The organism is Methylobacterium iners (assembly GCF_022179305.1).
Classification (GTDB): Bacteria; Pseudomonadota; Alphaproteobacteria; order Rhizobiales; family Beijerinckiaceae; genus Methylobacterium; species Methylobacterium iners.
The window spans coordinates 1-13,248 of record NZ_BPQP01000078.1; the positions used below are offsets into that span (position 1 = coordinate 1).

At 71.6% G+C, this 13,248-nt stretch carries 17 protein-coding genes; 5 read left to right on the plus strand and 12 right to left on the minus strand.

Annotated elements, in window-relative coordinates; genetic code table 11:
* Nucleotides 1-80: 80 nt before the first annotated feature.
* From MFF55_RS21650 to ygfZ, 5 genes are all read right to left on the minus strand, one after another.
* Complete coding sequence (locus MFF55_RS21650) at nucleotides 81-350, minus strand: exodeoxyribonuclease VII small subunit (RefSeq protein WP_238246186.1); 270 nt, start codon at nucleotides 348-350, stop codon at nucleotides 81-83.
* A gap of 100 nt (nucleotides 351-450) precedes the next feature.
* Nucleotides 451-975, minus strand: a complete 525-nt coding sequence (locus tag MFF55_RS21655; RefSeq protein WP_238246187.1) for a tyrosine phosphatase family protein — start codon at nucleotides 973-975, stop codon at nucleotides 451-453.
* The gene (locus MFF55_RS21660) at nucleotides 975-1,571 is read right to left on the minus strand and encodes an HD domain-containing protein (protein WP_238246188.1); all 597 of its coding nucleotides are present in this window, start codon (nucleotides 1,569-1,571) and stop codon (nucleotides 975-977) included. Before MFF55_RS21660 ends, MFF55_RS21655 begins: the two co-directional genes overlap by 1 nt.
* The gene (locus tag MFF55_RS21665) at nucleotides 1,568-2,197 is read right to left on the minus strand and encodes a DNA-3-methyladenine glycosylase I (protein ID WP_238246189.1); all 630 of its coding nucleotides are present in this window, start codon (nucleotides 2,195-2,197) and stop codon (nucleotides 1,568-1,570) included. Before MFF55_RS21665 ends, MFF55_RS21660 begins: the two co-directional genes overlap by 4 nt.
* Nucleotides 2,198-3,046, minus strand: coding sequence for a CAF17-like 4Fe-4S cluster assembly/insertion protein YgfZ (ygfZ, locus tag MFF55_RS21670; RefSeq protein ID WP_238246190.1), 849 nt, complete (start codon nucleotides 3,044-3,046; stop codon nucleotides 2,198-2,200).
* Nucleotides 3,047-3,152: 106 nt separating this feature from the next.
* Here ygfZ and MFF55_RS21675 point away from each other — a divergent pair, with 106 nt between their 5' ends.
* Nucleotides 3,153-4,493, plus strand: coding sequence for a dihydroorotase (locus tag MFF55_RS21675; RefSeq protein WP_238246191.1), 1,341 nt, complete (start codon nucleotides 3,153-3,155; stop codon nucleotides 4,491-4,493).
* Nucleotides 4,494-4,592: 99 nt separating this feature from the next.
* Here MFF55_RS21675 and MFF55_RS21680 read toward each other — a convergent pair whose 3' ends face one another.
* The 6 genes from MFF55_RS21680 to pdxH all read right to left on the minus strand — a co-directional run bounded on the left by MFF55_RS21680 (nucleotide 4,593) and on the right by pdxH (nucleotide 8,627).
* On the minus strand, nucleotides 4,593-4,847 hold the full coding sequence (locus MFF55_RS21680; RefSeq protein WP_238246192.1) for a hypothetical protein: 255 nt from the start codon (nucleotides 4,845-4,847) through the stop codon (nucleotides 4,593-4,595).
* Between the two features lie 156 nt (nucleotides 4,848-5,003).
* Complete coding sequence (locus MFF55_RS21685; protein ID WP_238246193.1) at nucleotides 5,004-5,525, minus strand: TIGR02301 family protein; 522 nt, start codon at nucleotides 5,523-5,525, stop codon at nucleotides 5,004-5,006.
* Nucleotides 5,525-5,995 (minus strand): NUDIX hydrolase, encoded by a 471-nt coding sequence (locus MFF55_RS21690; protein ID WP_238246194.1) that lies wholly within the window; start codon nucleotides 5,993-5,995, stop codon nucleotides 5,525-5,527. The genes MFF55_RS21685 and MFF55_RS21690 overlap by 1 nt, the downstream gene beginning before the upstream one ends.
* On the minus strand, nucleotides 5,992-7,122 hold the full coding sequence (locus MFF55_RS21695) for a hypothetical protein (RefSeq protein ID WP_238246195.1): 1,131 nt from the start codon (nucleotides 7,120-7,122) through the stop codon (nucleotides 5,992-5,994). Before MFF55_RS21695 ends, MFF55_RS21690 begins: the two co-directional genes overlap by 4 nt.
* Nucleotides 7,115-7,837: an SDR family NAD(P)-dependent oxidoreductase gene (locus MFF55_RS21700; protein ID WP_238246220.1), complete on the minus strand. Its 723-nt coding sequence runs from the start codon at nucleotides 7,835-7,837 to the stop codon at nucleotides 7,115-7,117. Before MFF55_RS21700 ends, MFF55_RS21695 begins: the two co-directional genes overlap by 8 nt.
* Before the next feature lie 157 nt (nucleotides 7,838-7,994).
* Nucleotides 7,995-8,627, minus strand: coding sequence for a pyridoxamine 5'-phosphate oxidase (gene pdxH, locus MFF55_RS21705; RefSeq protein ID WP_283206783.1), 633 nt, complete (start codon nucleotides 8,625-8,627; stop codon nucleotides 7,995-7,997).
* Nucleotides 8,628-8,714: 87 nt separating this feature from the next.
* Between pdxH and MFF55_RS21710 the strand changes: the two genes are divergently transcribed.
* The 3 genes from MFF55_RS21710 to fabI all read left to right on the plus strand — a co-directional run bounded on the left by MFF55_RS21710 (nucleotide 8,715) and on the right by fabI (nucleotide 11,304).
* Nucleotides 8,715-9,245: an RT0821/Lpp0805 family surface protein gene (locus MFF55_RS21710; RefSeq protein WP_238246196.1), complete on the plus strand. Its 531-nt coding sequence runs from the start codon at nucleotides 8,715-8,717 to the stop codon at nucleotides 9,243-9,245.
* Nucleotides 9,246-9,434: 189 nt separating this feature from the next.
* Nucleotides 9,435-10,376, plus strand: coding sequence for a DnaJ C-terminal domain-containing protein (locus tag MFF55_RS21715; RefSeq protein ID WP_238246197.1), 942 nt, complete (start codon nucleotides 9,435-9,437; stop codon nucleotides 10,374-10,376).
* 88 nt (nucleotides 10,377-10,464) lie between these two features.
* On the plus strand, nucleotides 10,465-11,304 hold the full coding sequence (gene fabI, locus MFF55_RS21720; protein WP_238246198.1) for an enoyl-ACP reductase FabI: 840 nt from the start codon (nucleotides 10,465-10,467) through the stop codon (nucleotides 11,302-11,304).
* Between the two features lie 151 nt (nucleotides 11,305-11,455).
* Here the strand turns inward: fabI and MFF55_RS21725 are convergent, their stop codons facing one another.
* Nucleotides 11,456-12,442, minus strand: coding sequence for a polyphosphate kinase 2 family protein (locus MFF55_RS21725; protein WP_238246199.1), 987 nt, complete (start codon nucleotides 12,440-12,442; stop codon nucleotides 11,456-11,458).
* Between the two features lie 144 nt (nucleotides 12,443-12,586).
* On the opposite strand from MFF55_RS21725, the gene MFF55_RS21730 reads away from it, so the two are divergent.
* On the plus strand, nucleotides 12,587-13,174 hold the full coding sequence (locus MFF55_RS21730) for a histidine phosphatase family protein (RefSeq protein ID WP_238246222.1): 588 nt from the start codon (nucleotides 12,587-12,589) through the stop codon (nucleotides 13,172-13,174).
* Nucleotides 13,175-13,248: the final 74 nt, after the last annotated feature.

The following is a 13,248-nucleotide window of genomic DNA, read 5'->3' on the forward strand; positions in this document are numbered from 1 at the left end:
CCGAATTCAACTGCCGTGACACCGAACCACCCTCACGTCCGGAGGAAGCTTAAGGAAACGCAGGCGCCCGCGCGGGCGGTCTACGCGACATCGAGGGGCGCGACACCGGAGGCGGCCCCGTCGGGACCTAGCGTGATCGTCTGGATGCGCGCCTCGGCCCGCTGCAGCAGCGCCTCGCAATGCCGCTTCAGCAATTCGCCGCGCTCGTAGATCGCGACCGACTCGTCGAGGGCCACGTTGCCCGCCTCCAGGCGACGGACGATGCCCTCGAGTTCCTCGAGAGCCTTCTCGAACGGCAGATCGGCGGTCTCGGCGGCGCCGCTCGCCGCGGCATGACGAGCTACGGTCATCCTGTGATCCCTTTGCGCCGGTTTAGGCTCGGCCCCCGCGGCGCGGCAAGCCCGGCCGGCACCGCCTCCCCGAGAATCCTGCCGCGGGGCGTCGTTTCGGTCACACTGAATCCGGGTCCAGGATCAGAACGAAGGGCGCGCCCTCGAAGGCGTCGGCACCGCGGCCGATCGCGTCGATCGCCGCGACCATCCGTCCCTCCCGTCCGAGCATCCGGTCGGCGATCGCGACGAAGAGCCGGTTCGGGGTCGCCGAGGGCGAGGCGCGCCGGAGCGCCCCGGCGATCTCGGCCTCGTCGCGCTCCGGCGCGAGGGCGCAGGCCGCGATGTAGGCGGCCGCCGTCGACCGGCTGATGCCGGCATAACAATGCACCACCAAGGGCCACTCCCGGTCCCAGCTCGCCACGAAATCGAGGATCTCGCGGACATGGCTCTCGGCGGGAAGGACGTGGCCTTCGAGGGGCGCGACGATGTCGCTGACGCCGACCACGCGGTGGCACTCCGCCGCGATCATCGCCGGGCGTTCGAGCACCGTGCCGACATTGATCAGCGTCAGGACATGGCTCGCGCCGGTCTCGGCAAGGGTCTCGGAGAGGCGCGAGAGGGAGCAGACGTGGAGGTTGGGCATCAGGGACCTCCTGCCTGAAGGATCTGGAAACGGGCCAGGAAACGCCCTTGCGCCGTGTCCGCCGGCCAGGGATCGAGCAGGGCCTCGACCGCCGGCGACACCGCCTCCGGCGCCTCGAAGAACCGCTCGGCTTCCGTCTTGGCGAAGCCCGCGAGACGGGTCGCTTCGAGATAGGCCGCGACGCGGTCGGCGCGCTTGACGAGGCCGGCGACCTCGGGCCCCGGGTTGGGTAGGCCGAAGCGCAGGCGGATCGCCGCGAGCAGGCGCCGCTCCACCGCCTTGTAGGAATCGCCGATCGCCGCCTTGAAGGGGGAGATGATGTCCCCGATCACGTATTCGGGGGCGTCGTGCAGCAGCAATTCGAGGCGCTCGGCCGCGCTCAGGGCCGGCGCGAGCTCGCCCCCGATCACCTCGACGAGGAGCGCGTGCTGGGCGACCGAGAACACGTGCGGCCCGTGCGTCTGCCCGTTCCAGCGCGCGACCCGGGCGAGGCCGTGGGCGATGTCGGCGATCTCGATGTCGCGCGGCGCCGGGTCGAGCAGGTCGAGGCGCCGGCCCGAGAGCATCCGCTGCCAGGCGCGGGGCGGGGCGTTCATGGCGTCTCGCCGGCGAGCGCCGCGCAGGCGGCGTGGCGGTGGCAGCCGACGAGGTGGTCGTTGACCATCCCCGTGGCCTGCATGAAGGCGTGGACGATGGTCGGCCCGCAGAAGCTGAACCCCTCGGCTTTGAGGGCCCGGGCCAGGCGTCGCGACGCCTCGGTCTCGGTCGCGATGTCGGCGCGGCTCTGCGGGCGGGCCTGGATCGGCCGGCCGTCGACGGCATCCCACAGGAAGCGCGCGAAGCCGGGGCCGCGTTCCTCGATCGCGAGGAAGGCGCGGGCGCTCGTGATCGCGCCGAGAATCTTGGCCCTGTTGCGGATGATGCCCGCGTCCCCCATCAGCCGCGCGACGTCTTCCTCCGTGAACCGGGCGATCGCCTCCGGATCAAACCCCGCGAAGGCCCTGCGAAAATTCTCGCGGCGCCTGAGGATCGTGATCCAGGACAGCCCGGCCTGGAAGCCGTCGAGGATGAGCTTTTCGTAGAGCGCCCGGCCGTCATGCTCCGGCACGCCCCATTCCTCATCGTGATAGGCGATGTAGAGCTGGTCGGCACCGGGCCACCAGCAGCGGGTCAAGCCGTCGGGATGCTGGATCAGGCCGGTCGTCTCGGCGGCGGGAGCCATCTAGCCGGCCACCGTCGGTTCCGGAAAGCCGAAGCTCGCGAAGGAAGGCTTTGCTACGGCCACGACCGCATCGCCCACGCGGACCGTCTCGCCCGCCGCGAGGGCGTCCGCGAGGCGGTCGAGGCGCAGCAGGGCGAGACCGTGATGGCCCGCGCCGCTCCCTGTGGCGCCGAGGCTCCGGCTGCCCGCAATCACCTCGGTACCGGGCGCGGCGGCGGAATCCGGATAGACCAGCTTCACGCTTCGGGTGCGGGCGGTACCCCGGTGCTGCATGCGCGAGACCACCTCCTGCCCGACATAGCAGCCCTTGCGGAAATCGACGCCGCCGAGCTGGTCCATCAGCGCCTCGTGGGGGAAGGCGTCGCCGTAGGCGAAGTCGCGTCCGCCCTCGGGGATGCCGAGCGCTATGCGGTGGGCGTGGTAATTGGCCTCCGTCGCATCGGCCGAGAACGCCCCCTCGGACGCGTAGAGCCGTTCGCCGAGCTCGGCCAGGCGCCCGTCGCGCAGGCGCTCCGTCGCGGCGGCCGTCTCGGCGCCGTCCCAGGCGGCTGCGACGGCGATGCCGGGATCGACCGCGATCGCGACCTTGGCGCGCAGCCGGTAGAGGCCGAGCCGCTTCGCGAAATCGGCCGCGCGGACGGCCGGAGCATCGAGGCGAAAGCCGTCTCCGTCGCGCGAGATCAGGAAATCGAAGAAGATCTTGCCCTGCGGCGTCAGCAGGGCGCCGAGCCGCGCCTCGCCGGGCGGCAGGGTCTCGACGTTGCAAGTGATCACGCCCTGGAGGAACCCGGCCGCCGCCTCGCCGGCGACGGTGACGATGGCGCGGTCGGGCAGGAGGGCGATCGGCATGGCAGGTCCCGGCGCGGCGGCGTTGCGCCGCGATCGGGCCTGACATAAGCCGCCGCCATCCGCGCCTCAATCCGCCGCCCGAGGAATGACCCGGAGGAGAGACCTGATGGACCAGCCCTTCGATCTCGTCCTCGCCGGCGGCACCGTCGTCAACCAGGACGGCGCGCACGACATCGACATCGGCATCCGGGGCGGCCGGGTCGCGGCGCTCGGCGACCTCGCTCGAGCGGAGGCAGCCGAGCGCCGGGATTGCCGTGGGCTGCACCTCCTGCCCGGCGTGATCGACACGCAGGTGCATTTCCGCGAGCCCGGCCTCGACCACAAGGAAGACCTCGAATCGGGCTCGCGCGCCGCGGTGATGGGCGGCGTCACGGCCGTGTTCGAGATGCCCAACACCAACCCGCTAACCACGAGCGCCGAGACGCTGGCCGACAAGGTCGCCCGGGCCCGCCACCGCATGCATTGTGACTTCGCCTTCTGGGTCGGCGGCACCCACGAGAACGCTCGTGACGTGGCCGAACTCGAGCGGCTGCCGGGTGCGGCCGGCATCAAGGTGTTCGTCGGCTCCTCCACCGGCGCGCTGCTCGTCGAGGACGATGCCGGGATCGCCGAGATCCTGAGGCGCACGCGCCGCCGCGCCGCCTTCCACGCGGAGGACGAGCCGATGCTGCGGGCGCGGAAGGACCTGCGCGTGCCAGGCGATCCCGCCTCCCATCCGGTCTGGCGCTCGCCGGAGGCGGCGCTCAAGGCGACGCAGCGCCTCGTGCGCATTGCGCGGGAGACGGGCGCGCGCATCCACATCCTGCACATCTCGACGGCGGACGAGATGACGTTTCTCGCCGAGCACAAGGACGTCGCCTCCGTCGAGGTGACCCCCCACCACCTCACCCTCGACGGCGGCGAAGCCTATGCCCGCCTCGGCACCCTGGTGCAGATGAACCCGCCGGTGCGCGATGCGGCCCACCGCGCCGGAATCTGGTGGGGCCTGGAACAGGGCGTCACCGACATCCTCGGCTCGGACCACGCGCCCCACACGCTTGCCGAGAAGGCCAAGCCCTACCCGGATTCGCCCTCGGGCATGACAGGCGTGCAGACGCTGGTGCCGATCATGCTCGATCACGTGGCGGCGGGCCGCCTGTCGCTCGCGCGCTTCGTGGACCTGACGAGCGCCGGGCCGAAGCGCCTGTTCGGGATCGCTCGAAAGGGGCGGCTCGCGGTCGGCTACGATGCCGACGTGACCCTGGTGGACCTGAAGCGCCGCGAGACCATCCGCAACGACTGGATCGCCTCGAAATCCACCTGGACGCCCTACGACGGCGTCACGGTCACGGGCTGGCCGGTGGGCACGCTGGTGCGCGGCCGCGTCGTGATGTGGCAGGGGGATCTCGTCGGCCCCTCGGGCGGCGAGCCGGTTCTGTTCGAGGAGGCACCGCCCCGCGGAACCTAGAGTGGTCCCCTTGATCTAGGAGCCGAAAAGACTGCTCTAAGCTGTTGTCTCGTCGGTTGTTCTTCGCGCGAACCGACGGCCGCTTCGCTGGACGGACCTCTAGTGCTGCGGGCTCGTCGTGAAGCCGCCCGCGCGGATGCGGTCGGGAAACCCTTCCGCGTAGCGGGCGGTCGCCTCTTCGCCGTAGGTGGTCACGAGTTCCTGGAAGGCCGCGAACAGGGCGGCCTGGGCCATGCAGTCGCCGTCGAGTCCGTCGAGGCAGCCTTCCGCGAAGGCCTCGGAGACGTAGCCGAGCGCGGCGCGCTTGTCGTCGAGGTCCGCCTCGAAGGGCGCGGGAGAGGTGTCGGTGTGCATGGGCGGAACATCACTTGCGCCGGAACGGACCCCGGCCGATTCCCGAATCATAGGACGCGGATCCGGGGTCGGAAAGGCGGGAATTGCAAAGCGGTTAACGGCGAGGGGCGAATTTGCCTGATTTTCGTCGCCGATCGCGCGTGTTGCCGCCTTGCATCACCCGCCGAAGCGACCCGCCAGGGCATGGGAGAGGCGCTCGCCCTCGGCGATGTAGCGGACGGCCGCCTCGTTCGCGGCCGGCGTGCAGATCCGATAGGTGAGGCTGTAGCCGCGATAGCCTCGGTTGTAGGCACCGGCGAGGCGGTCCCGGCGGGCCGGCGTGCTGCCCTCGGCGTCCAACAAGGCCGTCATCCGGGTCGGCCATTCCGGCGCGTCCGGAGCGCCGCATAGGCCGCGCAGGAAGGCGAGCGAGCCGATGATCTCTGACAGCCGCATCAGATCGCGGTCGTAGGGCGGTGCCGGCGGCTCGGCCGGGGGCGGGGGCTCCTTCTCCTTCTCGGGCGGCTTGGTGCCCTGGCGTGCGGGCGCTGGGCGCTGCTGCGCGAGCGCCGGCGCGGGGAGGGCACCCGCAACGGCCGCGAACAGGCAGGCGGCCGCGCACACCCTCCCCCGCAGGGGGGGAGGGGAAAGAGCGTTGCGGCTCTTCCGCAGTCCATAGGTCCACGCCGCGAGCGACATCAGGCCACCCCCGCTCGTGCGAAGGCCTCCGCGACGGTGTCCGCGAGGCCCTCCGTCGTGGGCAGCCCGGCGATCTCGGTGGGCGAGACCCAGCGCACGCCCAGCGCCTCGGGCCCGGTCTCCGGCTCGCCCGCGCGCCAGAGGGCGGCGTGGGGATGAACCACGTAATGGTGGCGCAGGCGGCCATCCGCATCGTGCAGGATGATCTCCGTCGGGCTCAAGGCCCCGAGCACCTCCGCCTCGACGCCGACCTCCTCGCGCAATTCGCGAAGCGCCGCGGCGGCGAGGCGCTCCCCGGGCTCGACCAGGCCGCCGGGCAGGGTCCAGACGCCGCGCAGGGGCTCGTTGGCGCGGGCCGCCAGGAGGACGCGGCCGTCGCGGATCACGGCGATCGAGGCGCCCAGGAAGGGGCGGGTCGGGAACAGCCGCGCCGCCTGCTCCGTCTGCCCCTCGACGGCGCCTCCGGTCACGGGGCCACCATGGCGACGCGGCCATCCGCGAGGCCGACGAGGAGGCGCGCGGCGGGGCCGTCCCCGAGCACGGCGAGGCCGAAGGCGGCGGGGGCGGGCAGGGGGATGCGGGCCCGCTCGCGAATGCCGTCCTTGAGGGAGAGGATGGCCAGCGCGCTCCGGTCGGCATTGGGCAGGGCGAGCTCCGGCACGCCGTCGCGATCGAGGTCGATCAGCGCGGCAAGGTCGCCCTCGCCGCCGCCGGGCGAGAGGTCGGTGTAGCCCGGCGCCTCGTGGCGGAGGCTGAGCGCGCCGCCCTCGTAGGCCCAGACCTGGAGCAGCCCGGTTCCGTCCGGCGCCCGGACCGCCGCGACCTGCGGCCGACCCGTCCCTGAGAAATCGGCGATGGCGGCCGGCGTGACCGGCTCCCCGCCCGCCTCCGCCGCCTGCGGCGGGCTGCGCGCCAGGATCGCCCATTCTCCTGAAGAACTCGCGCCCGAAGAACCCGCACCCGAGTGCGCGACGAGCACGAGCGACGAGGCCCCGCCCGCCTCCGCCGCCACTGCGACGAGGATCGGCCGGCCGTCGATCCGGGCGGCGCGGGGCCCGCGCGGCAAGAAGCCGGCCCCCTCGCCGGCGGAGACCGTGCTCGTGGTGACGGGCACGGGCTTGGGTTCGGCGCTCATCGCGACGGGCTGGCGCTCGCGGATGGTCAGGCTGGTCCGCTCGGGGCTGCCCGTCCTCGAGAGATGCGCGCTCAAGGGGCCGAGCAAGGCGCGGCGGGCGCCGGGCAGGGCGCCGCGGGGCGTCTCCGAGGCGGAAAGGCCCTCGATCGCGTCCGCGCCGAGCGGCGTCGTGGCCAAGCGCCCCTCGGACAGGGTCAGCGCCGCCCCGCCGGCCTCGCCCCACACCACCGCGACCGGCGCGTCCGCGCTCGTCGCCTTCGCACGCGGATCGGCGCTCGCGGGCTTGGGGCGGGGCATCAGGCCGGAGGTGGCGACCGCTACCGCGACCTCGCTGCCGGGACCCCGCAGCGCCCGCGCGGAAAAAGGCAGGTCGAGGAGCGTGACCGCGGGGTCGGCCGCCGCCGGCGCGGAGCAGAGAAGCAGGGCGATGAGAAGCGTCGGCAGCGACCTGCCTTCAGACATGCTGCCCGCCGTTGATGTGCAGCTCGGCGCCCGTCACGTAGGATGAGGCCTCGGTGCACAGGAAGTAGATCGCCTTGGCGACCTCGTCGGGCGTGCCGAGCCGCCGCTGCGGAATGCCGGCCACGATCTTGTCGGTGCCGGGCGAGAGGATCGCGGTGTCGATCTCGCCGGGCGAGATCGCGTTGACGCGCACGCCGAGCGGCCCGAAATCGCTGGCGAGCTCGCGGGTGAGGCCGGCGAGCGCCGCCTTCGAGGTGCCGTAGGCGGCGCCCGCGAAGGGATGGACCCGCGAGCCCGCGATCGAGGTGACGTTGACGATCGAGCCCTTGGCCCGGGTGAGCTCGTCGCACAGGCCCCGCGCCAGCAGCAGGGGCGCGAAGACGTTGACCTGGAACACCCTCTGCCAGTCGGAAAACCCCGTCGAGATCGCGCCGAGGCGTTCGCCCTCCGGACCTTTCGGCGAGATGCCGGCATTGTTGACGAGCGCGTGCAGGAGCCCGCCCTCGGCGGCGAGCCGCCCCGAGACCTCGGCGATGGCCCGCTCGGTGTCGGCCGGGTCGGCGAGGTCGACCTGGAGGTGATCCTCCGGGCCCATCTCCCAGGGGCAGTTCTCGGGGAAGGCGTGGCGCGAGCAGGTGATCACCCGCCAGCCGGCCGCCGAGAAGCGCTTCACCGTCGCGTGGCCGATCCCGCGGCTCGCCCCCGTGAGCAGCATGATGCGCCGGCGTTCGTTGACGGGTGTGGCCAAGGCCGTTCCTTCGGGATCGGGACGGCCCTGAGTTCAGTGCCGCCGTGCCGTCTCCAGGTCTAAGCTGCGTGGGCTGGGAAATCCAGGGTCATCCCGCGGCGCACCACGGCGACGGCCCCGGTCCTCACGGATAAAGCCGCGCCCGCTCCCAGCCCTCGTCCGCCCTCGTGAAGCGGACCCGGTCGTGGAGGCGGAAGGGACCGTCCTGCCAGAATTCGATCGTCAGGGGCGCGATCCGGAACCCCGTCCAATGCGCGGGCCGGGGTACCGGCCCGTCCTCGTAGCGGGCGGCGAGCGCGGCGACCTCCGCCTCCAGCGTCGCGCGGTCGCTGAGCGGGCGCGACTGCCGGCTGGCATGGGCGCCGATCCGGCTGTCGCGGTGGCGGCTCTCGAAATAGGCGTCGGCCTCCTCGGGCGTCACGTGCGCGACCGGGCCGCGTGCCCGGACCTGCCGGCGTCGACTCTTCCAGTGCAGCACCAGCGCGGCCTGCGGATTGCGCGCCAGCGCCTCGCCCTTGGCGGATTCGAGGTTGGTGTAGAACACGAAGCCGCGCGGGTCGTAGTCCTTGAGCAGGACCATGCGCACGTCGGGCAGGCCGTTCGCGTCGGCGGTGGCGAGCGCCATGGCGTTGGCGTCCTCCGGCTCCGAGGCCTCCGCCTCCGCCATCCAGGCCGTGAAGAGCGCCCAGGGGTCCTCGGCCAGGGTGAAGTCGCTGCCCTGGCCGGACGCGGAATCATCGATCCTTAACCGTTCCAAGCTCTTACTCCTCTCGCGTGAGATCCGGGTCGGGGGCACCGAGCTGGGCACGACCATCTGTTGGGATTGGGCGTAGGTTCAGGTGTAATGCGTCGGCGCGCGTGTAAAGTCCCTTCTGGCGGCGCGTCCGCGTGCGGCGGGTTCGAGGCTCGGTTTCCCCTGCGGCGGCTGGCCTGCGCGCTCGTCGCCACGGGCGGGATCGCCGCCGCCCTGGCGCTCGGCGGCTGCGGCCTGCCGATCATCACCTTCCAGAGCGAGCCTGCCGAGGTGTCGACCCTGCCGGAGCCCGCCAGCACCGGCAGCATCGCCAAGGACCCGACGAGCTTCGGCAGCGATCTCGGTCCGGAGGATTGGCGCCGGGCGCATGCGGCGCTCACCGTCGCCCTCGACCCGCAGGGCAACGGCCGGCCGGTCAAGTGGGACAATCCCGAGACGGCCCTGCGCGGCTCGGTCAACCCGACGGGCCTGCCCTACGTCGCCAACGACCAGATCTGCCGCGACTTCCTCGCCTCCGTGATCAAGGCCGAGAACAGTCGCTTCGTGCGCGGCACCGGCTGCAAGCCCTCGGGCGGCACCTGGGAACTGAAGCGCGTCCGCGCGGCCAGGACCGGAGCCTGACCGCCCTCGCGGCGGAAGCGGGTTCCCGTTGCCGTCGCGCCGGGCCGGCGGTTGACGGCAGCGGCGCCAGGATCAGATTCTAGGCGCCGGATCGTTGTAGGTGTGCAACACTCCCTCCACATCAGGGACGATTCCGAGGGGTCGGGCGACAGCCGATTCCTGCTGCAGCACCGAGATTCATAGAGAACGATGCGAAACCCCTACGACGTATTGGGTGTCCCCAAGGGCGCGAGCGAGGCCGATATCAAGAAGGCCTTCCGTCGGCTCGCCAAGACATACCACCCCGACCGCAACAAGGACGATGCCAAGGCCAAGGACCGCTTCGCCGAGGCTAATACCGCCTATGAGATTCTGGGGGACGCGGGCAAGCGCGCCCAGTTCGATCGCGGCGAGATCGATGCCGAGGGCAAGCCCCGCGCGACCGGATTCGAGGGTTTCGGCGGGTTCGGGGGAGGCGGCTCCCGCGGCGGCGCCTTCGACTTCGAGAACGTGGCGCGCCAGCGTGGCGGCGGCGGGGGGATCGGCGAGGACATCTTCTCCCACCTCTTCGGCGAGGCCTTCCGGGCCGGCGGCGCCGGACCCATGGGCGGCGGAATGCGCGGCGGGCCGGCGCGCGGCGAGGACGTCTCGGCCGAGCTGAGCGTCACCCTCGAACAGGTCGCCAACGAGGAGCGCCTGCGCCTCTCCCTGCCCGGCGGGCGCGACGTCGACGTGGTCATCCCGAAGGGCGTCGCTGACGGACAGACCATCCGCCTACGCGGGCTCGGGTCGTCGAGCGGCCCGCGGGCGGAGGCGGGCGACGCGCTCCTGACCATTCGCATCCTGCCCCATCCCACCTTCAAGGCGGAGGGCGCGGACCTGCGCGCGACCGTCGAGCTGCCCCTCGAGGACGCGGTCCTCGGCGGGCCGATCCGGGTCCCGACGCTGACCGGCGCCGTCGAGATGAAGGTGCCGGCGATGACAAGTTCCGGCCGCACCTTCCGCCTTAAGGGCAAGGGCCTGCCCAAGAAGGACGGCAGCCGCGGCGATCTCCTCGCCACCACCGCCATCGTGCTGCCCGCGGCCGACGATCCCGCGCTCACGGAGTACGCCCGGGCGCGGCGCACGGCCCGGGCCGGTTCGGGCGCCTGACGCCTCAGGCTTCCGTCACCGGCGCGCCTCCGCTAAGGATGCCGCTCAGGCGAAGGCTTGAAGTCGGCTCCTCTCGTTCAGGTGATTCATGGCGGACACGAACCCGGCTCACGATCGCGGCGGCCTGCTCGCGGGCAAGCGCGGACTGGTGCTGGGCGTCGCCAACAACCGCTCCATCGCCTGGGGCATCGCCAAGAGCGCCCACAACCACGGGGCGCAGCTCGCCTTCACCTATCAGGGCGAGGCCCTGAAGAAGCGCGTCGAGCCGCTCGCCCGCGAGCTCGACGCCCACGTCGTTGGCCATTGCGACGTGACCGACCCCGCCTCCATCGACGCGGTGTTCGCCGAGACCGGCCGGATCTTCCCCGAGGGTCTCGACTTCGTCATCCACTGCATCGCCTTCTCGGACAAGGACGAGCTGACCGGCCGCTATCTCGAGACCAGCGAGGGCAATTTCACGAAGTCGCTCCTGATCTCCTGCTACTCCTTCACGGCGATCGCGCAGCGGGCCGAGAAGCTGATGCCCAATGGCGGCTCGCTCCTGACGCTCACCTATTACGGCGCCGAGAAGTGGATGCCGCATTACAACGTCATGGGTGTGGCGAAGGCCGCTCTGGAGGCTTCCGTCCGTTACTTGGCCGCCGACCTCGGGCCCTCGAGGATCCGCGTCAACGCGATCTCGGCCGGCCCGATCAAGACCCTGGCGGCCTCGGGGATCGGCGATTTCCGCTACATCCTGAAGTGGAACGAGTACAACGCACCCCTGCGGCGCACGGTGACCATCGACGAGGTCGGCGAGACGGCGGCCTACCTCATCTCCGACATGTCGCGCGGCATGACCGGCGAGATCCTGCACGTCGATGCGGGCTACCACGTGGTGGGCATGAAGAACCCCGAGGCCCCGGACCTGTCGCTCGACAAGGATTGATCCACCCCCGACCATCCTCCCTCTGCAGGGGAGGGTGCCTCGCGAATGCGAGGCGGGAGAGGGGAGCGCGAGCTTTCCGAAGAGGGCGGTGCTCCCCTCATCCGACCCGCTTCGCGAGCCACCTTCTCCCGCAGAGGGGAGAAGGCTTCCCTCAATCCGGCACCGTCATCCCCGAAATTCCCTCCGCCGCCTCCGGAAATTGCGGGTCCATCGCCTCCAGCGTGTCCGCGATGGTGCGGGCGATGACGAGGTTGCGGAACCATTTCCGGTTGGCCGGCACCACGTGCCAGGGCGCGTGCGGGGACGAGCAATGCGTCAGCGCGTCGGTGAAGGCGGCTTGGTAGGCGTTCCAAGCCTTCCGCTCGACGAGGTCGGCGGGGTCGAACTTCCAGTGCTTCTCGGGGTCGGCGATCCGCGCCTCCAGGCGCTCCTTCTGCTCGTCCTTGGAGATGTGCAGGAAGAACTTGAGCACCGTCGTCCCGGAGAGGGTGAGCATCCGCTCGAAGCCGTTGATCAGTCCGTAGCGCTCGCGCCAGGTCTTCTCCGGCACCAGCCCCTTCACGCGCACGACCAGCACGTCCTCGTAATGGCTGCGGTTGAACACGCCGATCATGCCGCGGCTCGGCGTGCGGGCGTGGTAGCGCCACAGGAAATCATGGTCGGCCTCCTCCGCGCTCGGCACCTTGAACGACCAGACCCGGCATCCCTGCGGGTTCACGCCCTCCAGCACCGCGCGGATGGTGCCGTCCTTTCCGCCGGTGTCGATCGCCTGGAACACGACGAGCAGGCTGCGCCGGTGCTCGGCGTAGAGCCGCTCCTGCAGGGTCTGGATGCGAGCCCGCTCGGCCGCGAGGGCCTGCTTGGAGGCTTCCTTGTCGAGGCCGCCATCGGCGTTCGGGTCGATGGCGGAAAGATCGCAGACCTGTCCAGGCCGGATCGTAACGATGCCCTCGGCGGCCCGCCGGGCCGGCGGCGCCGTGACGTCGTGAGGCACCCCATCCGCGATCTCGGCCGCCGCCCGCGCCCAACGCGCCGCGGAGGGCGGCTCGTGCGCGGCCTGCGACGCTGTGGCGGCGGATTTTGTATCCACTTTTGCGTGCACTTGGCCCCGTTGGTGCTTGCCGTGCTTCTTCGTCATGCCGAAATTCGATGTCTCGCGATGGAGGGGCCGTGATCGGCCGGGCGCGTTGGGAGTGGCCTTGAGCGCGACAACGATCCTCCGGTTCGGCCTTTCCGGCAAGGGGCACCTTCAGGAGCCGCAAGCGTGAGGTCCGGTGCGCTGGTGCCGGTCCTCTACTTCATCCGCCACGGCCAGACCGACTGGAATGCGGAGGGCCGCCTCCAGGGCCAGCGCGACATCGACCTCAACGCGGAGGGTCTGCGCCAGGCCGGCGAAGCGGCGCAGCGCCTGCGGGAGGTGGCCGGCGAGGCGCTGGCCGACGCGACTTTCGTAGCGAGCCCCTTGCGCCGGACGCGCCGGACCATGGAGGCCCTGCGCGCCGCGCTCGGCCTGCCGCCCGACGGATACCGGCTCGATCCGCGCCTGCGGGAGATCGGCTTCGGAGCCTGGGAGGGCTCGACCTGGGCGGAGATCCGACGTCGGGACGGGGCCCGCGCGCTCGCCCGCGACCGGGACCGCTGGGGCTACCGGCCGCCCGGCGAGGGCGGCGAGAGCTACGCCATGCTGGTCGAACGGGTCGCCCCGGCGCTGGCGGAGCTTGCCGGCCCGACCGTGATGGTGGCCCATGGCGGGATCGCCCGCGCCATCCTGGTGTCCCGCGGCCATCTCAGCTCCTATCAGGCGCCGCGCATCGGCATCCGCCAGGGTAGCGTGCTCGTCCTCGACGAGGCCGGTTGGCGCTGGGCCTGACGCAACCGCGCCTCACCCACGGTAGTCTCGGCGGTTCAAGCCGGGCCGGCAAACGTGCTAGAGGGCTTCGCGAC